Consider the following 19,819-nt stretch of genomic DNA (forward strand, 5'->3'; position numbering starts at 1 on the left):
TCGCGCCTGCGTTCCTGTTTTTTATCGATTGTCAGACAAATGAAGATGGCATAGCGGCCTGTCAACTGCAATCCGCAAAGCCTGCCGATCAACTTGCGGTGCGCCAATTGAAATGGCGTCGGTGGATGGGTAAGCCATGCGCACAGGAGGCCAACAGAGATGGCAGTGACGCCGATCGTTCCCCCGGGCGCGCCGGGCATTCCGGCGCGCTGGACGTCGAGCGCCAAGAGCGGCGTCGGGACGTCGCTTTCGCCGGCCGGCCACATCTGGTTCACCATCAGCCACGGCATTCTCAACGAAGTCTACTATCCACGGCTCGACAGCGCCTGCACGCGCGATCTCGGCCTGATCGTCACCGGTCCCGGCGGCTATTTCTCGGAAGAGAAGCGTGATGCCGCGCATGAAATCGAGCCCTTCGAGGCAGGCGTGCCCGCCTACCGGCTGGTCAACACCGCCGGCGACGGCGCCTACCGCATCGAGAAGCGCATCCTCTGCGACCCGGCGCAACCCGTGCTGCTGCAGGAAATCACCTTCACGGCGCTTAAAGGTGCGCCCGGCGATTACCGCGTCTACGCGCTTCTGGCGCCGCATCTGGTCAATGCCGGCATGGGCAACACCGCCTGGGTCGGCGACCACGAGGGAAAGCCCGTGCTGTTCGCCTCGGGCCGCGGCTCTTGCCTGGCGCTGGCCTCGTCGCTGCCCTGGCGGGATTGTTCAGCCGGCTATGTCGGTTTCTCCGACGGCTGGCAGCAACTCAATCATACCGGCATGCTCGATCCGGCTTGCCAACGGGCGGAAGACGGCAATGTCGCGCTGACCGGCGAGATCGGCTTTTCGCCGACCAAGACAAAAGCCGTGCTGGCGCTGGGTTTCGGCGCCACAGCGGACGAGGCCGCCGAAAATGCCTTCGCCAGCCTGAAGACGGGCTTTGAGCCCACCGCCAAGGCCTATGTCCAGAATTGGCGCAAATGGCAGGCGGGACTGCTGCCGCTGGACCGGCACGCGGCATCCGGCATCAACACCTATCGCGCCTCGACCGCGGTTCTGGCGACGCACCGCTCCACCGCCATGCCGGGCGCGGCGGTCGCCAGCCTGTCCATCCCCTGGGGCTTCGACAAGGGCGACGACGATCTCGGCGGCTACCATCTGGTCTGGCCGCGCGATCTGGTCGAGACGGCGGGCGGCTTTCTCGCCGCCGGCGATGCCGGCTCGGCCTTGCAGATCCTCGAGTATCTGCGCTCCATCCAGCAGCCGGACGGACATTGGCCGCAAAATGCCTGGCTCGACGGGTCGGCCTATTGGCCCGGCATCCAGATGGACGAATGCGCCTTCCCGCTGCTTTTGGCCGATGCCCTGCATCGCGCGGGACACCTGCCCCGCGCCAGGCTTGCCGCTTTCCTGCCGATGATCGAGCGCGCCGCGACCTATGTCGTGCGCAATGGACCGGTCACCGGCGAGGATCGCTGGGAAGAGGATGCCGGCTACAGCCCGTTCACGCTGGCGGTGGAGATCGCGGCGCTGCTTGCCGCTGCAGACCTGCTCGATGCCTGCGGCAAGAAGGACGAAGCAATCTACCTGCGCGAGACATCGGATGGCTGGAACGACCAGGTCGAACGCTGGACCTATGCCACCGACACGGGCATCGGCAAGGCGGCCGGCGTCAAAGGCTATTATGTCCGCATCGCGCCGCCCGACAGCGCCGAGGCCGCCTCGCCGAAGGACGGCTATGTACCGATCAAGAACCGGCCGCCCGGTGACACGAACCGCCCGGCGCAGGAAATCGTCAGCCCGGACGCGCTGGCGCTGGTGCGCTTCGGCCTGAGGTCGGCTGATGACCCGCGCATCGTCGATACGGTCCAGGTCATCGACGCGCAGTTACGCTGCGCGCTGCCGCAAGGCTCGCTCTGGTATCGCTACAATGGCGACGGCTATGGCGAACACCAGGACGGCGCCCCTTTCGACGGCACCGGCCAGGGCCGGCCATGGCCGCTTCTGGCCGGCGAACGCGCCCATTATGAACTGGCGGCGGGGCGCAAGGACAAGGCAGCCAATCTTCTGGCGGCATTGGAAGGTTCGGCCGAGCCCGGCGGCCTGTTGCCGGAGCAGGTCTGGGACGGCGCCGACCTGCCCGAGCGCGAATTGCTGCACGGCCGCCCTTCGGGCAGCGCCATGCCGCTGGTCTGGGCGCATTCCGAGCATATCAAGCTGCTGCGCTCGCTGCGCGACGGCGTTGTCTTCGATATGCCGCCGCAAGGCGTGAAGCGCTACATCCAGGGCAAGACCACATCGCCGTTCAGGACCTGGCGCTTCAACAACAAGATCCGCACGCTGCCCGAGGGCAAGACGCTGCGCATCGAATTGCTGGCCACGGCCACGGTGCACTGGAGCAGCGACAATTGGGCAACCGCCCATGACAGCCAGACGGCGGAAAATGCCTTCGGCATCCATCTTGCCGATCTTCCCACCGCCAGCCTCCGCGGCGGAAGCACGCTGATCTTCACTTTTTTCTGGCCCGGAACCGGCGATTGGGAGAATGTCGACTTCTCCGTCACATCAGGCGAGCGGGATAGCGGCTAAGATCCTTCCTCGACAAACCCAGAAAATCTCTAGGAAACAGGACGAAACCATGCAGATCGGAATGATGGGACTGGGCCGGATGGGCGCCAACATGGTGCGGCGCCTGATGCGCGATGGCCATGAATGCGTCGTCTACGACATCAACCCGGCAAGCGTCGCGGCCCTGGTGAGCGACGGTGCGCTGGGCACGGCATCCCTGACGGAATTCGTCGGCAAGCTCGCCAAGCCGCGCTGTGTCTGGCTGATGCTGCCGGCGGCGATCACCGGCAAAATCATCGATCAGGTCTCGGTCCTGATGGAGCCCGGCGACATCGTCATCGACGGCGGCAATTCCTACTATCACGACGCCGTCGACCAGGCGGCGAAACTGGCCACCAAGGGCATCCATCTTGTCGATGTCGGCACCAGCGGCGGTGTCTGGGGCCTCGAGCGCGGCTACTGCCTGATGATCGGCGGTCCCGACGTTGCGGTGCAGCACCTCGATTCGATCTTCGCCACGCTGGCGCCCGGCGCCGATGCCGGCGCGCCGGCTCCCGACAAGGCCGCCGGCACCGCGCCCTTCGGCTACCTGCATTGCGGGCCGAGCGGTGCCGGCCACTTCGTCAAGATGGTGCACAACGGCATCGAGTATGGCGTCATGGCCGCCTATGCCGAAGGCATGAACATCTTGAAGTCGGCCAATGCCGGCAAGCGGCCGCGCACGGCCGACGCCGAGACCAGCCCGCTGGAAAACCCGCAATACTACCAGTTCGACGTCGATCTTCCGCAGGTAGCCGAGGTCTGGCGGCATGGCAGCGTCATCGGCTCCTGGCTGCTCGATCTCACCGCCGGCGCGCTGAAGAGCGATCCGGGCCTGGCGCAGTTCGGCGGCCGGGTTTCGGATTCGGGCGAAGGGCGCTGGACGCTGAAGGCGGCGATCGACACCGGCGTGCCGGCGCCGGTGCTGTCCTCGGCGCTGTTCGACCGCTTCTCCTCGCAAGGCGAATCCGAATTCGCCGACAAGCTGTTGTCCGCCATGCGCTATGCCTTCGGCGGCCATGTCGAAAAGCCGAAGGCCGGCAAGTGACGCCACAGCAGGAGACGCATGCATGAGCCAGGAACGGTCCGACACGCTGGTGCTCTTCGGCGCCACCGGCGACCTCGCCCACAAGAAGATATTTCCGGCCCTTTACCAGATGGTCGCCAAGGGCACGCTCACCGAACCGGTGATCGGCGTCGCCTTCGACGCCTGGGACATCAAGCAGTTGCAGGCCCGCGCCCGCGACGGCATCGTCAACGCCATCGGCAAGATCGACGAGAAGGTGTTCGCCAAATTCGCCTCGCTGCTGCGCTATGTCAGCGGCGACTACCGCGATCCGGCCACCTTCGAGAAGCTGAAGACCGCGCTTGGCACCGCCCAGCGGCCGCTCCACTACATGGCGGTGCCGCCGACCATGTTCGAGACTGTCGTGCAAGGATTGGAGCAGTCGGGCACCGCGCGTGGCGCGCGGCTGATGGTGGAAAAGCCGTTCGGCCATGATCTGCAGTCGGCGCGCTGGCTGAACCGCGTGCTGCATCTGGTGTTCGACGAGCAGTCGATCTTCCGCATCGACCACTATCTCGGCAAGGAAGCGATCCAGAACCTGCTTTATTTCCGCTTCGCCAATTCCTTTCTCGAGCCGATCTGGAACCGCAATTTCGTCGAGAGCGTGCAGATCACCATGGCCGAGGATTTCGGCGTCGAGGGCCGCGGCCGCTTCTATGACGATGTCGGCTGCATCAGGGATGTCATCGAGAACCATCTGCTCAACATCCTCTTGCTGCTGGCCATGGAGCCGCCGGTCGGCCGCTCGGCCGACGACCTGATCGACGAGAAGGTGCAGGTTCTCAGGGCGATACGGACACTGACAAAAGACGATGTCGTGCGCGGCCAGTTCACCGGCTATCTCGCCGAGCCCGGCGTGAAGCCGAATTCGCCGGTCGAGACCTTCGCGGCGGTGCGCTTCTTCGTCGACACCTGGCGCTGGCAGGATGTGCCTTTCTTCATCCGCGCCGGCAAGAACATGCCCGTGCATGTCACGGAAGTGGTGGTGCGGCTGAAGCGCCCTCCGCTCGACGTCTTCGACCCGATCAAGCCCGCCGACCAGAACTACGTGCGTTTCCGCATCGACCCGCAAGTGGTGATCGCCATCGGCGCGCAGCGCAAGGCACCCGGCGACGACATGGTCGGCGAACAGGTGGAACTCACGGCGCTCGACGACAGCAAGGCCGACATGCCGCCTTACGAGCGCCTGATCGGCGACGCCATGAACGGCAATGGCCAGCTCTTCACCCGCCAGGACGCGGCCGAGCTTGCCTGGCGCATTGTCGGGCCGGTGCTCGGCGACACCACGCCGCCGCATCTCTATGAGCCGAAGACATGGGGGCCGGCCGACGCCATGGCCGGCTTCGGGCCTCCCAACGGCTGGATCGACCCGGTGGCATGAGCGGAGGAGAGACGATGGCCAAGGCGGTGAAGCAGACGGCATCGGACGCCGGGCAGATCGTGCTTTCGATCGACATTGGCGGCTCGCACGTCAAGATCCTGACCAGCGCCGGCGGCGCCGAGCGCCGGGACGATTCCGGCCCGGACCTGACGCCGCAGCAGATGATCGACAAGGTGAAGAAGCTCGCCGAGGGCCTGTCCTACGACGTCATCTCGATGGGCTATCCCGGCCCGGTGCGTCACAACAAGCCGGTGCTCGATCCCAAGAATCTCGGCAAGGGTTGGGCCGGCTTCGATTTCGACGCGCAGTTCGGCAAGCCGGTCAAGGTGGTCAACGATGCGTTGATGCAGGCTATCGGCAGCTATGAAGGCGGGCGCATGCTGTTCCTCGGGCTGGGAACCGGCCTCGGTGCGGCGATGGTCTTCGACAATGTCGGCCAGCCGATGGAGCTCGCCCATCTTCCCTACAGGAAAGGCCGAAGTTTCGAGGACTATGTCGGCGAGCGCGGCCTGGAAAAGTACGGCAAGAAGAAGTGGCGCAAATACGTCGTCGACGTCGTCACCCGTCTGCGCGCCGCCCTGCAGCCAGATTATGTCATCATTGGCGGCGGCAATGTCGATAAGCTCGACGAGTTACCGGCCGAGGCCAGGCGCGGTGACAACACACGCGCCTTCGAAGGCGGATTTCGTCTGTGGCGAGACAAGGCGCTGATTGTCTGATATTATTACTGTTTAGTATAGTTGTTCAAAATAACGTGTGACGCCGCGCTTAATCATTGCGTTGCGCAGATTTGCCGACTAGGAATTTCGCGCACTAACCCGCGCGCTCCACTGGATACGCTTGAAGACCCTTCAGCATTTTTTGATTTGTGCCTCGTCCTTTCGAAAACGATCCCCATTTTCGAGGCCGTGCACCATAGACGGAGGAAACATTGACCGACGATAGCAACGACGCTCGCATCGACCTTCTCGAGCTGACCGCCCACATCGTATCCGCCTACGTTGAGAAGAACCGCCTGCCCGCCTCCGGCCTGGCCGACCTCATCGCCAGCGTCGCCACCTCGATCGGCGGGCTCAGCAAGCCGGCGGTGCCGGTGGCGGCTCCCCTGGTTCCCGCGGTCAACCCGAAGAAGTCGGTGACGCCGGATTTCATCATCTGCCTCGAAGACGGCAAGAAGTTCAAATCACTGAAGCGCCATCTCGGCGTGCATTTTGGCCTGACGCCGGACGCCTACCGCGCCAAATGGGGCCTGCCCTCGGACTATCCGATGGTTGCTCCCAACTATGCGGCCTCGCGCTCGCAACTGGCGAAGTCCATCGGACTCGGCCGCAAGGTCGAGGTGGCGCCTGTCAAGGCCAAGGGCCGCAGGGCGAAGGTTTCGGCCTGAGCATTCAGGCCTGAGCCAATATTTAGGACGACTGGAACAGAAGCCTGCCGGCGAAACCGCCTTGGCAGGCTTCCTGCTTTTGTGGCTTGGATAGACCAGACAAAGGCCATGTGGGGAAAGCCATGAACTACACCAGGATGGTGATCGAGAAAGAGGCGCCGGAGGAGTACGGCTACGACCGCATCCGCTTCAACCTCTCCGAGAGCTCGATCGCCGACCAGAAGCTCTCCGACATCGGCCTGTCGCTGCCTGACCTCACGCTGTTCTATGGCGAGCATCGCGGCGACAAGGACTTGCGTGCGCTGATCGCGGCGCAGGATGCCGGCATCTCGCCTGGCGATGTGCTGGTCACCGCCGGTGCCGCCGGCGCGCTGTTCATCATTTCGACGTCGCTGCTGTCGGCGAACGACCATCTGGTCGTCATCCGGCCCAACTACGCCACCAACATCGAAACCCCACGCGCGATCGGCTGCGCCATCAGCTTTGTCGATCTGGCCTTCGAGAACGGCTTTGCCATCGACGTCGAGGCCATCAAGGCGGCGATGCGGCCGAACACCAGGCTGATCAGCGTTACCTGCCCGCACAACCCGACCGGCACGATGATGGGCCGGGCCGATCTCGACGCGCTGGTAGCCCTCGCGGAAAGCCGCAACTGCCATTTGCTGGTCGACGAGACCTATCGCGATCTTTCCTATGGCCGGCGCCTGCCGTCGGCAGCCTCGCTGAGCCCGAAGGCAATCAGCGTCGCGTCGCTGTCGAAGGCCTTCGGCATTCCAGGCATCCGCATCGGCTGGCTGATCACCAGGGATCCAGCGCTACAGGAGACGTTCCTTGCCGCCAAGGAACAGATCGGCATCTGCGGCAGCGTCATCGACGAAGGCATTGCGCGCGGCATGCTCGAACGCCGGGACGCCTTCCTGGGAGTGCTGCTGCCCGAAATGGCGAAGCGTCGAGACATCGTCCAGGCCTGGATCGACCGCGAGCCGCTGGTCGACTGGGTGCGGCCCGAAGGCGGTGTCGTCGGCTTCCCGCGCCTCAATGTCGAACCCGGCTTCGATCTCGACCGGTTCTATGTGAACCTGCTGGAAAACCATGGCACCTATGTCGGGCCTGGCCACTGGTTCGAAATGGAAAAGCGCTTCTTCCGCGTCGGCTTCGGCTGGCCGACGGAGGTCGAGTTGCGAGGCGGGCTCGACGCCATTTCGGCGGCACTTCGGCAGTAACGTCCTTGTGCGATGGACGCAACGGGCTGAAAATCCCTTGATCCAGTGCTGATTTTCGCACACATCGCGCATCGAACTTTGCTAGACGTTCCATTGGTCGGACCAGCGCCCATCCGGGAAGTGCCCCGCCGGCAATCGCATCGGCCCGAAAATCCACTCCGATTTTCGGAAAGCACGATGCGAAACCAAACAGTGTTGGAGCATACTTTGTGCGTCCAATTGGACGTCGCTCCAATGCCATCGCAACGGGGCCCTTATATTCATGACATCCCTGCAGACTTCACCTGAGCAGCGTTACGCTGCCTTCCGGCACAAAGCCTTCCTCAGCTACTGGACGGCGCGCTTCCTCACCACTTTCGCGACCATGATCGTCTCCGTCGCCGTCGGCTGGCAGGTCTATGATTTGACCCGCGATCCTTTCGACCTCGGCATTGTCGGCATCGTCCAGTTCCTGCCGTCCCTGCTTCTGGTGCTGGTCACCGGCGTCGTCGCCGACCGCTTCGGACGCCGGCTGATCATGGCGCTGTCGACGGTGATCGAGGGCATATGCGCCCTCATTCTGCTGGTCCTGACGCTGCGCGGTCTCGCCAGCCCGCTGCCGATCTTCGCCGTGCTCGCGATGTTCGGCACGGCACGGGCCTTTTACGGCCCGGCCTCGTCCTCGCTGTTCGCCAATCTGGTGCCGCCGGAGGATTTCGGCAACGCGATTGCCTGGAACTCGTCCGCCTGGCAGACGGCGACCATCGTTGGACCGGTTGCCGGCGGCCTGCTCTACGGCGTTTCTCCGGAGGTCGCATACGCCAGCGCCGCCATCCTGATGCTGGCTGCCGCCCTTTTGATTTTCACCATTCCCAGGCCCGCCCAGCGGACTGCCACCGACAAGCCCTCCATGGCGACGCTGTTTGCCGGCTTCCGCTACATCTGGAGCGAGAAGATCGTGCTTGGCGCCATCTCGCTCGACCTGTTCGCCGTGCTTCTCTCCGGCGCCTCGGCATTGCTGCCGGTCTATGCGCGCGACATTCTGCAGCTCGGCCCGTGGGGCCTCGGGCTGCTGCGTTCGGCCCCGGGCATCGGCGCCATCTGCGTGGCGGTGTGGCTCGCCGGACACCCGATCCGCAACCATGCCGGTGTGATCATGCTCGGCTTCGTCGCGGCATTCGGCGCCTCCACCGTGCTGTTTGGACTGTCCACCCTCACCTGGCTGTCGATCGTCGCATTGGCCCTCCTCGGCGCCACCGACATGTTCAGCGTCTATATCAGGGAGACGCTGATCCAGCTGTGGACGCCGGACGAGGTGCGCGGCCGCGTCAACGCCGTCAACCAGGTCTTCGTCGGCGCCTCCAACGAGGTCGGCGAATTCCGTGCCGGCACCATGGCGGCGCTGATCGGCACCGTCCCTGCGGTGGTGATCGGCGGCGTCGGCGCCATCGCGGTCGCCGGCCTGTGGGCGTATCTGTTCCCGCAATTGCGCAAGGTTCGCCACCTCGACGGGCGCAACTGACGCTCGCCGATGGCCGGCAAGATACCTCACCCTGTCACAGGAAATCCCATGATCACGTGCTACCTGAAATATGTCATCGACCCTTACAAGCTTGCCGAGTTTGAAGAATATGGCCGCCGCTGGATCGGTCTGGTCAATCGCCTCGGCGGAAACCATCATGGCTATTTCCTCCCGAGCGAAGGAGCCAACAATATCGCCTATGCCATGTTCAGCTTTCCGAGCCTTGCCGACTACGAGGACTATCGCATGCGGATGGCGGCCGACCCGGAATGCCAGGATGTGTTTGAAGCGGAAAAACGCAATCGCAGCATTTTGAGCTATGAGCGCAGCTTCATGCGGCCGGTGCTCGAACCCTAGAATAACAGTCCGCCCGGAATTGCGAAACGGACGGAGCTATCGCACCGCCGGCCTGCCGAACACCATGCGCAGGAATTCGTCCAGCCAGCGCTTCAGATGCATGTCCCAGATCAGCCGGCCGCCGAGGTGATCGCGGCCGGGCTGCGCGCCCGGCAATTCGAAGCGATGCGCGCCGCGCACCACCCAGCGCTGCATCATCACCCGGGTCAGTTCGCCGTGGAACTGGATGCCCCAGGCATTGTCGCCATAGCGAAACGCCTGGTTGGGGTAGGTCTCGGCCGTCGCCAGCAGCGTTGCGTCGCTGGGCAGGGAAAAGCCCTCGCGGTGGAACTGGTAGACCATTTCCGGCCAGTGCATGAGGTTCCTGCCGGCCTCGGTCGCCTTAATCGGATACCAGCCGATCTCGACCAGCCCTTCGCCGTGGCCCTCGACCTTGCCGCCGAGATGGTTGACCAGCATCTGCGCACCAAGGCAGATGCCGAGGCACGGCCGGTTTTCCCTGAGCGGGATTTCCAGCCAGTTGGTCTCGCGGCGAACGAACTCATCCTCGTCATTGGCGCTCATCGGTCCGCCGAACACCACCGTGCCGGCATGGCCGTCCAGCGTCTCCGGCAAGGCGTCGCCGAGCGGCGGCCGACGGATATCGAGCTCGAAACCCTCTTCGATGAGCATATGGCCGACGCGTCCGGGGCTCGAATTCTCCTGGTGCAGCAGGATCAGGATTTTTGGCTTCGAGCTCGTTGCGCGCGGCATCGTCAGGCGAGTTCCCGTCTATTCGTCGCTCGAAATTCCGCGCGCGCCCGGCGCCTGCGCCGCCGCCTTGCGGCGCGCCTCGACCCGGTCGTGGCGTTCGACGCCAATCAGTTCGGCGACGCGCCACACCGTATTGTCCTCGAGTTCGTGCAACTCGCCATCGGCATAGACGATCTCCCACATCAGGCCGATGAAGGCCTTGCGCCCGTCCGCGTCGAGATGGCGCTTGAGCACGCTGGTGAAGGCATAGAGGTCGATCGCCTCATTGTCGGCCCGCTCGCCGGCAGCGGCGAGCGCTTCGAGTTCGGCGCCGCTGATCGAGTAGCTCTCGGAGAGCACGGCCTTGAACCGCTCCCATTCGACATCCTGGCGCACGCCGTCGGCATTCATCACATGGTAGAGCAGCGCCGAGGCGGCGACGCGCGGATCGTCCGTGCTGGTATGCGCCCCGGCGCCGGCCGGCAAATCCCTGAGAAACGATAGAACGCGTTCGAACATCAATCCATTCCCAAACGGCCCAAGGGCCAAGTCAATCACCCGAAGGCCAAGATCAAAACAGCCGGAAGCGGCGCGGCGATTTTTCCGCTTCCTCGTCCGGATCGACGCCCGGATCATCCGGCAGCCGCGCCAATTCTTCAGCCGGCTCGACGGCCTCGGCATCGGCCGGCACCGCCGCGAACGCAGCCGCCGTGACCGGCGTGACCTGGTCTTCGCTTCTATCGGTTCCCTTGCCCGTTGTCTCGCTGCCCGCCGTGGCAGGCTCGATCGCTTCGACCGGCTTTTCACTGGCCGGCTTCGCCAGCGCCTCGATCACCGGCACGGTGGCCTCAGGCGCATCGTCGCGGCCGTCGATCAACTGGCCAAGCCGCTCCATCGGCGCGCGCCACTCGAAGGCGTCGAGCCGTCCGGTAACTGGCGATACCGGCACCCAGCGTTCCGAAACGACGCCATCAGCGACCCAGGCCGGATCGCGTGGCGCTCGTACCGCCTTGGAGAGCAGCTGCCGCACCTTGCCCTGGTCGCCCGTCTCGGCCTCCTCGATGTCGGCCAGCAGCAGATAGGCGCCTTCGCGGCGGTCCATCCGGATCGCCGCCTCGGCCTCGCTGCGAGCGGTGGCGAAATCCTGTGCGTCGAGCGCGGCACGCGCCACGGTCATCGACGATTCGGCGTGGTTCTTCTTCATCTCCTGCAGCTTCTTCGCCCGGTCGAGACGGTCGAGCACGGCGTCACCCGGCCTGGCATGGGTGTAGAGCTCGGCAATCTCGGGATGCGGCTCGGCCCTCCAGGCGGTCTCCAGGATTTTCGAACCCTTGCGCATATCGTTCTGCCTGAACAGCGCTGCGGCGGCGGCAACCGCGGCAGGGGCGAAATCCGGCTGCAGCTTGTTGGCCTCTAGCGCCGCGCTTCTTGCCGCATTGGGATCGCTGTCGGCGAGCGACTGCGCCTTGGCGGTCAACAGCACGGCGCGACGGCGGTTGGCGGCGTCGCGCTCGATCTGCCGCGTCGCCTTCTGCGCGTCGACCAGTTTCAAGGCGCCGTCCCAATCGCCGCGCGCGGTCAATTCCTCCAGTGTCGATTCGGCCGCCCAGGCCAGCTGCGGCGCAACGGCGGCAGCGCGGCCGGCATAGTGGCGGGCGGCATTGCGGTCACCCAGCCGTTCGGCTTCGAGATAAAGCCCGCGCAGGCCGAGCAGCCGCATTTCGGGATCGTCGAGCATGCTTTCGAACTTCTGGCGCGCCCCTTCATGGTCGCCTTCGAGCAGCGAGGCCTGCGCCTCGAGCAGATGGATCAGCGGCTCCTGATCGGAACGGATCAGCTTGGCCGCTTCCTTGGTCTTCTTGCGGGCCAGCGCGCCGTCGCCGGCGCCGGCCGCGATCATGCCGGTCGACAGCGCCTGATAACCGCGGTCGCGGCGGCGCACGCGGAAATAGCGCGAGATGGTATAGGGGCTGTTCCACAGCGACCTGACCAGCCACCACAGGATCATCACGGCGGCGACCACGGCGACGATGGCCACCGCCGCCACCATCAGGCTGACCTGGTACTGATAGCCGTTGAAGGTGACGACCATGTCGCCCGGCCGGTCGGCCAGCCAGGCAAAGCCGAGCCCGAGCGCGAAGACGACGATGAGGAAGGCGAGCAGGCGGATCATCGTTTTGCCCTCATGCCTTCATCGCGCCGGAGATCAGCGCGTCGACCTGGGTTTCGACCTCGATGCGCGCCTTCAGTTTGCCGGCAAAGTCGGCGCCGGCGGCCTTCACGGCCTCAGGCAGCGAATTGTACTCGCCGAGCGCCTTGGCATAGTCGCCCTGCGTGACGGCGACTTCCATGCGCGCCACGGTTTCCGGCGCGCCGGGACCCTCGACGGCGCCGATCGGCCGCACCTTGACCAGCGATTCGGCGCTCGCCATCAGGTTCTGCAGGAAGCCGGCATTCTGGTCGACCGGCGTAGCGGCGGCGACCATGGCATTGGCGGCGGCATCCATCTGCGCGGCGATCTCGGTGCGGGTGGGCACGCCTTTTTCGGCATAGGGCCGCAAGGTCGCGAGCTCAGGCGCGTTGGGCGAAATCGCCGCGAGCGTATCGAGTTCAGCCGAGAACGGCGCACCGCGTTCGAGCGCCGACTTCAAGGCCGACGCGGCAATGGCGAGCGCGATCTTCGGCTGTCCTGCCGCCGCCTCGACCTTGCCGGAAAGCTGCGACACCGACTGTTCCAGCGCGGCGAGCCGGCTGTCCTGGGCCTTCGCCGCTTCGCCTGTCGATTTCACCAGCGCGTCGAGACCGGCCAGTTTTTCGTTGAGCGGGCCGAGATCGACCGGCGCCGCGCTGCCGGCCTTGCCGAGGGCGGCGACCGCGGTTTCGATCTGCTTGACCTTGTCGCCAAGGGCTGCAAGCCCGGCATTGTCGCCCGCGCCGCCTTGTTCGACCGCCGATTTCAGCGCCGCGACATCGGCTTTTACCTGCTCCAGTCCCGAGGAAAGTCCGACCACCTTGGCCGCTGCGTCGTTGTTGCCGCCGCCGTCCTTCAACCCGGCAATCTCGGTTTTCAGCGAAGCGATCTCACCATTGACGCCGTCGAGCGAGACGCCGGCGCCGGAACCCGGCGCGCCAAGCAGGCCGGCAAATTGCAGGCCGCCGGCGCCGGCGAGCGCGATGACGCCACCGATAATCCCGGCAGCGAGGCCGTTCAGGCCGCCACGCTTTGCCGCGGCCGGCGCCATCTTTTCGTCCCGCGTCTGGGTTTTTGCCTTGCCGTCGTCGGTGCGCTTCGCCGACGCATCCTCGAAATTGTAGTCGGAGGCGGCAGTGCGGTCGGCTGGCGCATCCGAACCGGGATAGGGCATCTCCGGCTCAACAGCCTTGGCCTCCGCGGGCGGCTCGGTTCCGGCCTGCCCCACGCCGTCGGCATGCTCCCAGGGTTCGAGATCGGTCTGGTCGGCATGCACCGGCTCTTCGGGAGCCTCCGGCTGCGAGGCATTGTCGGCTTCTTCAGCCTTCGCCTCGTCTGTCTCGGCCGCTGCCTTGGCGGCACCCTCCTCGACGATGCGGGAAACGGCACCGGGCTCGAGATCGATGGTCACCGGCTCGCGGCGGGTTTTCGAGTGTCGCATCTTCGGCGTCTTGACCATGCCTGGGCTCCGCAAAATTCGCTTCGTCTCAACGCCTGCCGGCGCGTGATGGTTCAGAAAGGGTCTAGCACATCACCAAGCGGTGAAAAGGGGCGGTGTGATGACGCGGCTCAGGGCAGCACCCGCAAAAGCGCCAGCAGCGCCTCCTCATCGGGCTGTGCGGCAACGCGGATCGCTTTGCCGGCGCCATCGTCGAAAGCGTCGGCGATGCGTGCGGAGAGCGCGATAAACCGCGTTTTTTGAAAGGCCTCTTGCAGAGCCGGCCGCTTGGTCAAGACCTGCATCGCGGCGGCCGCCTTGGCCGAATAGAGCAGCACCGCATCGACCGGCTGGCCCGACAGCAGCGCAAGGATGGTCTCGTCGGAATACGGCACCGGGAGCGTGTCATACGTCTCCACGGCGCGGAGCCGGACTCCAGCCGCCTCCAGCCGTTGTTCAAACACCGGAAACCGCACGCGTCCGCAGAGATAGGTGACTGCCTTGCCGGGAAATGCCGCCGCCATTGCGTCGGCCAGCGCCTCGGCATCGCCTGAGCCTTCAATGATGGAAGAAAACCCCATCTTGCGCGCCGCTTCGGCGGTCCTGGCGCCCACGGCATGGCAAGGCAGGGCGGCAAGTGCCGCGATGACCTCGTTCGGGGCATGGCGCACGGCATTGGCGCTGGTAACGGCAACCGCGACGGCATCGCCGGTGACGAGCCCCGCATCGACAGGCAGAGCCACTGTTTCGGTCAGCGGCAGAACGACCGGCTGGAATCCCGTGTCCTGAAGCCGCCGCGCCGTGCGCGATGCGCCCGGTTCCGGTCTGGTCACCAGGACGCGAAGCATCTTCAGAGCCAGCCGTCGAAGAACTTTTCGCCGGCCCTGGCCCGCACCGTCCGCGCGGCCTCATCGCCGATGCGCGCGGCATCCTGCGCCGGTCCCTGCAATTCGACCGTATGCGACTGCGTGCCGTCGGGTGAGATGATCAGGCCGGCGAAAGAAAGATTTCCGGCCTCGATCGTCGCATGGCCGGCGATCGGCGTGCGGCAGGAGCCGTCGAGCGCCGCCAGGAAGGCGCGTTCGCAAGCCAGCGCCTGCCCCGTCGGCACATCATGGATGGCGACCAGCATTTCTTCGACGGCGCGATCGTCGATGCGCGCCTCGATGCCGATCGCGCCCTGGCCGGGTGCGGGCGGAAAAATGTCGAGCGGCATCAAGTCGGTGGCGACATGTTCCAGCCCCAGCCGCTTCAGCCCGGCATAGGCGAGGATGGTGCCGGCGGCGATCCCTTCGTCGAGCTTGCGCAGTCGCGTCTGCACATTGCCGCGGAACATCACCACGTCGAGATCCGGCCGCATGCGGCGGATCAGCGCCTGCCGCCTGAGCGACGACGAGCCGACCTTGGCGCCGCGCGGCAGCTCGGCGATGGTCTTTGCCGCCCTACCGACAAAGGCGTCGCGCGCGTCCTCACGCGGCAGGAATGCGCTGAGCTCCAGACCGTCCGGCAATCGTGTCGGCATGTCTTTCGACGAATGCACGGCGATGTCGATCGCACCGGCGAGCAGCGCCTCCTCGATTTCCTTGGTGAACAGGCCCTTGCCGCCGGCTTCCGACAGCGGCCGGTCCTGGATGCGGTCGCCGCTGGTCGAGATGATGACGACCTCGAAGGCTTCCGCCGGCAGGCCATGCGCGGCCATCAGCCGCGCCTGTGTTTCATGCGCCTGGGCCAGCGCCAGCGGGCTGCCGCGTGTTCCGATTTTCAAGATTGTTTGCATGGCGCGCGGTCCGTGATAACCCCCCGGCTGGCTTTGCGTTTCCGGCATTCTCCCTAAAGGGGAAAGCCTGGCTGCACAATCTCTTGGGATAGCGACGAATTGATCCGCGTTCTGGGCATTGAGACGAGTTGCGACGAGACCGCCGCCAGCGTCGTGGCGCTGGAGGGCGATGCCGCGCCGAAAATCCTGTCCAACATCGTGCTATCCCAGATCGAGGAGCATGCCGCCTTCGGCGGTGTCGTACCCGAGATCGCCGCCCGCGCCCATGTCGAGGCGCTGGACGGCATCGTCGAGGCCGCGCTGGCCGATTCGGGCACGACCCTAGCCGATATCGATGCCATCGCCGCCACCGCCGGCCCCGGCCTGGTCGGCGGCCTGATCGTCGGGCTGATGACGGCCAAGGCGATAGCCGCCGCTGCCGGCAAGCCGCTGATCGCCGTCAACCACCTCGAAGGCCACGCCTTGACGGCGCGGCTGACAGACGGGCTCGAATTCCCCTATCTGCTGCTGCTGGTCTCCGGCGGCCACACGCAAATCCTGGCGGTGCGCGGCGTCGGCGACTATCAGCGCTGGGCCACCACCATCGACGACGCGCTCGGCGAAGCCTTCGACAAGACCGCCAAGATGCTCGGCCTGCCCTATCCCGGCGGACCGAATGTCGAGACGGCGGCTCTATCGGGTGACGCCTCGCGCTTTGCCTTCCCCCGTCCGATGAAGGGTTCGGCGCAGCCCGACTTCTCCTTCTCCGGCCTGAAGACCGCCGTGCGCCAGGCGGCGACCGCGATCGAGCCGCTGAGCGACCAGGACGTCGCCGACATCTGCGCCTCGTTCCAGGCGGCGGTCGCCGATGCGCTGGCTGACCGCGTTTCGCGCGCGCTGGCGCGATTCGGCCAGACATTTCCCGGCACGAAAAACCCGGCGCTGGTGGTTGCCGGCGGCGTCGCCGCCAACCGCACCATCAAGGCAACGCTGGAACGGCTCTGCGCCGAGGCCGGGTTCACCTTCGTCGCGCCGCCGCTGAAACTGTGCACCGACAATGCCGCGATGATCGCCTGGGCCGGCATCGAACGGCTGCGCGAAGGCATGGCGCAGGAGAACGGCTTCGATTTCGTGCCGCGCTCGCGCTGGCCGCTGGACAGCATCTCGGCGCCGATGGTCGGTTCCGGCCGGCGCGGAGCCAAGGCATGACGGGTGAAACGGTGAGCGGCCAAGACGTCGGCAATCCCAATAAAGGCGGCTGGCGGGTCGCCGTGCTGGGCGGCGGCGCCTGGGGCACGGCGCTGGCGCTGGCCATGCTGCGCGCCGGCCATAAGGTGCGGCTGTTCGCGCGCGATCCGCAAACCGTGGCCGCGATCGGCCAAGGCCAGAATCCACGCTATCTGCCCGGCATCGCCATTGCGCCCGGCATCGAAGCGACAACAGACATTGCGGCGGCGCTCTCGGGGGCCCATTGCGTGCTGGCGGTAACGCCGGCGCAGTCTCTGCGGGCGACGCTGGCGGCCGCGAAGGACCATATGCCGGGCGGCATCCCGCTTGTGCTCTGTGCCAAGGGCATCGAGCGCGACACCGGCGCCTTGCTGTCGGCAATTGTCGACGAAATCCTGCCGCGAAATCCGGTCGCCGCGCTGTCGGGCCCGAGCTTCGCCACCGATGTCGCCCGCGGCCTGCCGACAGCGGTCGTGGTCGCCGCCCGCGACGAGGCGCTGGCGGCTGACCTTGCCGCCCGCTTTTCCGCCGAAAACCTGCGCTGCTATTCGAGCGACGACCTGATCGGCGTCGAGATCGGCGGCGCCTTGAAGAATGTCTTTGCCATCGCCGCGGGCGCCATCACCGGCGCCGGGCTTGGCGCCAGCGCCCAGGCCGCCATGGTGACGCGCGGCTTCGTCGAACTGCGCCGCATCGGTGCCGCCTTCGGCGCCAGGCCCGAGACCTTGATGGGGCTTTCCGGCCTTGGCGACCTGCTGCTGACCTGCTCGTCGGCGCAATCGCGCAACTTCGCCTACGGGCTGGCGCTCGGGCAAGGCAAGGCGCTTGCCGGACTGGCGCTGGCCGAGGGCGTGCCGACGGCGGCGATCGCCGCCCGCATCGCCACCGAGCGCGGCATCGACGCGCCGATCATAACCGCCGTGGCGGCCATACTGGACGGCACCATCACCATCGGCCAGGCGGTGACGGCCCTGATGACCCGGCCGCTGAAGACCGAAACCAACGATTGATCCCCACGACTCTGATCCAGAAGAACCCAGGAGAAAGACCATGCTGTTCGCTTTGATTTGCAAGGACAAGCCCGCGAGCCTGCAGGTGCGCCTCGACACGCGGCCCGAGCATGTCGCTTTTCTCGAAGGGCTGAATGCGGACAAGAGACTGGCCTTCGCCGGTCCGTTCCTCGATGCCGACGGCAAGCCCAATGGCAGTCTCGTGGTCGTCGAAGCGCCGGATCTGGCCGCGGCGCAGGCCTTGTCGGCCGCCGACCCCTATGCCAAGGCGGGCCTGTTCGAAAGCGTCGAAATTCGCCAGTGGAACTGGACGTTCAACAAGCCGGCGGCTAGTTAATTCCGGTTGCCTGCACCTGGATCGCACGGAGGAGAAACATGAACTACTGGCTGTTCAAATCCGAACCCTCGGTCTTCTCCTTCGAGGCGTTGAAGGCCAAGGGCAAGGCCGGCACGCAATGGGACGGCGTGCGCAACTACGCCGCCCGCAACAACATGAAGGCCATGCAGATCGGCGATCTCGGCTTCTTCTACCATTCCAATGAGGGGCTCAACATCGTCGGCATCGCCGAAGTCTGCGCGCTGGCCCACCCCGACACCACTTCGGATGATCCGCGCTGGGAATGCGTGGACATCCGCGCGGTTCGCGATGTGCCGAACCCGCCGACGCTGGAACAGGTGAAAGCCAATCCGAAGCTCGCCGAAATGGCGCTGGTGCGGCTCGGCCGGCTTTCCGTGCAGCCGGTGACCCCGGCCGAATGGAAGGAAGTCTGCCGCATGGGCGGCCTGACGCCCGCTCCGTGACGGCGCTCACCCCGCACGGCGCGAAGCAATTCATCCTCGACAACACGGCGCTGATGGCGCCGCCGCATGTGCCCGAGATTCTGCTGCGTCTCGCCGATGAAGCGCACGATCTGTGGCAGCGCACCGAGGACGAACTGGTCGAGATCGGCCTGCCGCCGCCGTTCTGGGCCTTTGCCTGGGCCGGCGGACAGGGCCTTGCCCGCTATGTCCTGGACAATCCCGACACGGTGCGAGGCAAGCGCGTGCTCGACTTCGCCTCAGGCTCCGGCCTTGTCGCCATCGCCGCCGCCAAGGCGGACGCTGCCGCAGTTATCGCAGCCGACATCGACCCGTTTTGCGCCACGGCGATCCGCCTCAACAGCGAGGCCAATGGCGTCGGGATCGGCTTCCTCGGCACGGATTGCATCGGCACCGACGCGGGCTGGGACGTGGTCCTGGCCGGCGACGTTTTCTACGACAAATCCTTCGCCGACCGCCTGATGCCGTGGTTCGCGACACTCAAGGCGCGCGGAGCCGAGATCTTCGTCGGCGATCCCGGCCGGTCGTATCTGCCGAAATCGGGGCTGGAGCCGCTTGCGGTCTATGAGGTGGAGGTCACGCGGGCGCTGGAGGATTCCCTGGTCAAGCGCACCACCGTCTGGCGCTTTGCTTGACGCCATCGCCGAAGCGCCTGATACAGAATGCATGCATGTCGCATGGCCTGCATCTGGAGGGGGAAGCTCATGGATTTTTCAGCAGTGAACTGGCTGGCGGTCATTGCCGCCGCCGTCTTGGCCTGGCTGTTCGGCGCCGCCTGGTACATGGCGTTGAGCAAGCCGTGGCTGAAGGCCGCCAAGCTCGATCCGGCGACGATGAAGAAATCGCCCCTGCCTTTCGTCATCAGCTTCGTCGCCGAACTGGTCATGGCCTACATCATGGCCCTGATCGTCGCCGCGATGACGGGCGGTGAACCGACATTGCTCGCCGGACTTGTCTTCGGCTTCGTGCTTTGGCTGGGGTTCATCGCCACGACGCTGTCGGTCAACCATCGCTACGAAAATTTCGGCTGGGACCTGACCCTCATCGACGGTGGTCACTGGCTGGGCGTCCTGTTGATCGTCGGCGCGGTGATCGGCTGGTTCGGCGCCGCGGCAAGCTAAGGCGGCGCGTTGACG

Annotated in this window: 20 protein-coding genes; 14 read left to right on the top strand and 6 right to left on the bottom strand. The window is 65.6% G+C overall.

Features of this window, described 5'->3' with window-relative positions:
* Window positions 1-159 precede the first annotated feature (159 nt).
* From CK226_RS14325 to CK226_RS14360, 8 genes are all read left to right on the top strand, one after another.
* A complete protein-coding gene (locus CK226_RS14325) occupies window positions 160-2,577 on the top strand; it encodes a glucan 1,4-alpha-glucosidase (RefSeq protein WP_095792221.1) in 2,418 nt (805 codons plus the stop codon).
* Window positions 2,578-2,626: 49 nt separating this feature from the next.
* The gene (gene gnd, locus CK226_RS14330; RefSeq protein WP_095792222.1) at window positions 2,627-3,643 is read left to right on the top strand and encodes a phosphogluconate dehydrogenase (NAD(+)-dependent, decarboxylating); all 1,017 of its coding nucleotides are present in this window, start codon (window positions 2,627-2,629) and stop codon (window positions 3,641-3,643) included.
* 22 nt (window positions 3,644-3,665) lie between these two features.
* Window positions 3,666-5,042, top strand: a complete 1,377-nt coding sequence (gene zwf, locus CK226_RS14335) for a glucose-6-phosphate dehydrogenase (protein ID WP_095774739.1) — start codon at window positions 3,666-3,668, stop codon at window positions 5,040-5,042.
* 14 nt (window positions 5,043-5,056) lie between these two features.
* The gene (locus CK226_RS14340) at window positions 5,057-5,761 is read left to right on the top strand and encodes an ROK family protein (RefSeq protein WP_095792223.1); all 705 of its coding nucleotides are present in this window, start codon (window positions 5,057-5,059) and stop codon (window positions 5,759-5,761) included.
* A 212-nt stretch (window positions 5,762-5,973) separates the two neighbouring features.
* Window positions 5,974-6,429: a MucR family transcriptional regulator gene (locus CK226_RS14345; protein ID WP_095774741.1), complete on the top strand. Its 456-nt coding sequence runs from the start codon at window positions 5,974-5,976 to the stop codon at window positions 6,427-6,429.
* A gap of 122 nt (window positions 6,430-6,551) precedes the next feature.
* A complete protein-coding gene (locus CK226_RS14350; RefSeq protein ID WP_095792224.1) occupies window positions 6,552-7,652 on the top strand; it encodes an aminotransferase class I/II-fold pyridoxal phosphate-dependent enzyme in 1,101 nt (366 codons plus the stop codon).
* A gap of 262 nt (window positions 7,653-7,914) precedes the next feature.
* The gene (locus tag CK226_RS14355) at window positions 7,915-9,153 is read left to right on the top strand and encodes an MFS transporter (protein WP_095774743.1); all 1,239 of its coding nucleotides are present in this window, start codon (window positions 7,915-7,917) and stop codon (window positions 9,151-9,153) included.
* A gap of 48 nt (window positions 9,154-9,201) precedes the next feature.
* On the top strand, window positions 9,202-9,510 hold the full coding sequence (locus CK226_RS14360) for an NIPSNAP family protein (RefSeq protein WP_095774744.1): 309 nt from the start codon (window positions 9,202-9,204) through the stop codon (window positions 9,508-9,510).
* Window positions 9,511-9,546: 36 nt separating this feature from the next.
* Here CK226_RS14360 and CK226_RS14365 read toward each other — a convergent pair whose 3' ends face one another.
* The 6 genes from CK226_RS14365 to hemC all read right to left on the bottom strand — a co-directional run bounded on the left by CK226_RS14365 (window position 9,547) and on the right by hemC (window position 15,648).
* On the bottom strand, window positions 9,547-10,263 hold the full coding sequence (locus CK226_RS14365) for a glutamine amidotransferase (RefSeq protein WP_095774745.1): 717 nt from the start codon (window positions 10,261-10,263) through the stop codon (window positions 9,547-9,549).
* Between the two features lie 18 nt (window positions 10,264-10,281).
* Window positions 10,282-10,761, bottom strand: coding sequence for a TerB family tellurite resistance protein (locus CK226_RS14370; RefSeq protein ID WP_095774746.1), 480 nt, complete (start codon window positions 10,759-10,761; stop codon window positions 10,282-10,284).
* Between the two features lie 52 nt (window positions 10,762-10,813).
* A complete protein-coding gene (locus CK226_RS14375; RefSeq protein WP_095792225.1) occupies window positions 10,814-12,415 on the bottom strand; it encodes a heme biosynthesis protein HemY in 1,602 nt (533 codons plus the stop codon).
* A 10-nt stretch (window positions 12,416-12,425) separates the two neighbouring features.
* Complete coding sequence (locus CK226_RS14380) at window positions 12,426-13,892, bottom strand: COG4223 family protein (RefSeq protein ID WP_095792226.1); 1,467 nt, start codon at window positions 13,890-13,892, stop codon at window positions 12,426-12,428.
* Between the two features lie 110 nt (window positions 13,893-14,002).
* Window positions 14,003-14,719, bottom strand: a complete 717-nt coding sequence (locus tag CK226_RS14385) for a uroporphyrinogen-III synthase (RefSeq protein WP_095792227.1) — start codon at window positions 14,717-14,719, stop codon at window positions 14,003-14,005.
* Between the two features lie 2 nt (window positions 14,720-14,721).
* Window positions 14,722-15,648, bottom strand: coding sequence for a hydroxymethylbilane synthase (gene hemC / locus CK226_RS14390; protein WP_095792515.1), 927 nt, complete (start codon window positions 15,646-15,648; stop codon window positions 14,722-14,724).
* A 102-nt stretch (window positions 15,649-15,750) separates the two neighbouring features.
* Here hemC and tsaD point away from each other — a divergent pair, with 102 nt between their 5' ends.
* The 6 genes from tsaD to CK226_RS14420 all read left to right on the top strand — a co-directional run bounded on the left by tsaD (window position 15,751) and on the right by CK226_RS14420 (window position 19,804).
* Window positions 15,751-16,836, top strand: coding sequence for a tRNA (adenosine(37)-N6)-threonylcarbamoyltransferase complex transferase subunit TsaD (gene tsaD / locus CK226_RS14395; RefSeq protein WP_179296525.1), 1,086 nt, complete (start codon window positions 15,751-15,753; stop codon window positions 16,834-16,836).
* Window positions 16,833-17,864, top strand: a complete 1,032-nt coding sequence (locus CK226_RS14400; protein WP_095792228.1) for an NAD(P)H-dependent glycerol-3-phosphate dehydrogenase — start codon at window positions 16,833-16,835, stop codon at window positions 17,862-17,864. The genes tsaD and CK226_RS14400 overlap by 4 nt, the downstream gene beginning before the upstream one ends.
* A 40-nt stretch (window positions 17,865-17,904) precedes the next feature.
* Window positions 17,905-18,201: a YciI-like protein gene (locus tag CK226_RS14405; RefSeq protein ID WP_095774752.1), complete on the top strand. Its 297-nt coding sequence runs from the start codon at window positions 17,905-17,907 to the stop codon at window positions 18,199-18,201.
* 38 nt (window positions 18,202-18,239) lie between these two features.
* Entirely contained in the window at window positions 18,240-18,665 is a 426-nt protein-coding gene (locus CK226_RS14410) for an EVE domain-containing protein (RefSeq protein WP_019861976.1), read from the top strand.
* Window positions 18,662-19,318, top strand: coding sequence for a methyltransferase (locus CK226_RS14415; RefSeq protein WP_095792229.1), 657 nt, complete (start codon window positions 18,662-18,664; stop codon window positions 19,316-19,318). Before CK226_RS14410 ends, CK226_RS14415 begins: the two co-directional genes overlap by 4 nt.
* 69 nt (window positions 19,319-19,387) lie before the next feature.
* The gene (locus CK226_RS14420; RefSeq protein WP_095774755.1) at window positions 19,388-19,804 is read left to right on the top strand and encodes a DUF1761 domain-containing protein; all 417 of its coding nucleotides are present in this window, start codon (window positions 19,388-19,390) and stop codon (window positions 19,802-19,804) included.
* Window positions 19,805-19,819 lie beyond the last annotated feature (15 nt).

It is taken from the genome of Mesorhizobium sp. WSM4311 (genome assembly GCF_002295115.1).
Lineage (GTDB): Bacteria > Pseudomonadota > Alphaproteobacteria > Rhizobiales > Rhizobiaceae > Mesorhizobium.

What these genes read in the sequence shown, in the direction of transcription:
- CK226_RS14385 (WP_095792227.1), bottom strand. Translation starts at nt 14,719, where the DNA reads ATGCTTCGCGTCCTGGTGACCAGACCGGAACCGGGCGCATCGCGCACG.
- CK226_RS14420 (WP_095774755.1), top strand. Translation starts at nt 19,388, where the DNA reads ATGGATTTTTCAGCAGTGAACTGGCTGGCGGTCATTGCCGCCGCCGTC.
- hemC (WP_095792515.1), bottom strand. Translation starts at nt 15,648, where the DNA reads ATGCAAACAATCTTGAAAATCGGAACACGCGGCAGCCCGCTGGCGCTG.
- CK226_RS14325 (WP_095792221.1), top strand. Translation starts at nt 160, where the DNA reads ATGGCAGTGACGCCGATCGTTCCCCCGGGCGCGCCGGGCATTCCGGCG.
- CK226_RS14355 (WP_095774743.1), top strand. Translation starts at nt 7,915, where the DNA reads ATGACATCCCTGCAGACTTCACCTGAGCAGCGTTACGCTGCCTTCCGG.
- CK226_RS14350 (WP_095792224.1), top strand. Translation starts at nt 6,552, where the DNA reads ATGAACTACACCAGGATGGTGATCGAGAAAGAGGCGCCGGAGGAGTAC.
- CK226_RS14410 (WP_019861976.1), top strand. Translation starts at nt 18,240, where the DNA reads ATGAACTACTGGCTGTTCAAATCCGAACCCTCGGTCTTCTCCTTCGAG.
- CK226_RS14380 (WP_095792226.1), bottom strand. Translation starts at nt 13,892, where the DNA reads ATGGTCAAGACGCCGAAGATGCGACACTCGAAAACCCGCCGCGAGCCG.
- CK226_RS14370 (WP_095774746.1), bottom strand. Translation starts at nt 10,761, where the DNA reads ATGTTCGAACGCGTTCTATCGTTTCTCAGGGATTTGCCGGCCGGCGCC.
- gnd (WP_095792222.1), top strand. Translation starts at nt 2,627, where the DNA reads ATGCAGATCGGAATGATGGGACTGGGCCGGATGGGCGCCAACATGGTG.
- CK226_RS14400 (WP_095792228.1), top strand. Translation starts at nt 16,833, where the DNA reads ATGACGGGTGAAACGGTGAGCGGCCAAGACGTCGGCAATCCCAATAAA.
- CK226_RS14365 (WP_095774745.1), bottom strand. Translation starts at nt 10,263, where the DNA reads ATGCCGCGCGCAACGAGCTCGAAGCCAAAAATCCTGATCCTGCTGCAC.
- CK226_RS14375 (WP_095792225.1), bottom strand. Translation starts at nt 12,415, where the DNA reads ATGATCCGCCTGCTCGCCTTCCTCATCGTCGTCTTCGCGCTCGGGCTC.
- CK226_RS14340 (WP_095792223.1), top strand. Translation starts at nt 5,057, where the DNA reads ATGGCCAAGGCGGTGAAGCAGACGGCATCGGACGCCGGGCAGATCGTG.
- CK226_RS14360 (WP_095774744.1), top strand. Translation starts at nt 9,202, where the DNA reads ATGATCACGTGCTACCTGAAATATGTCATCGACCCTTACAAGCTTGCC.
- CK226_RS14405 (WP_095774752.1), top strand. Translation starts at nt 17,905, where the DNA reads ATGCTGTTCGCTTTGATTTGCAAGGACAAGCCCGCGAGCCTGCAGGTG.
- zwf (WP_095774739.1), top strand. Translation starts at nt 3,666, where the DNA reads ATGAGCCAGGAACGGTCCGACACGCTGGTGCTCTTCGGCGCCACCGGC.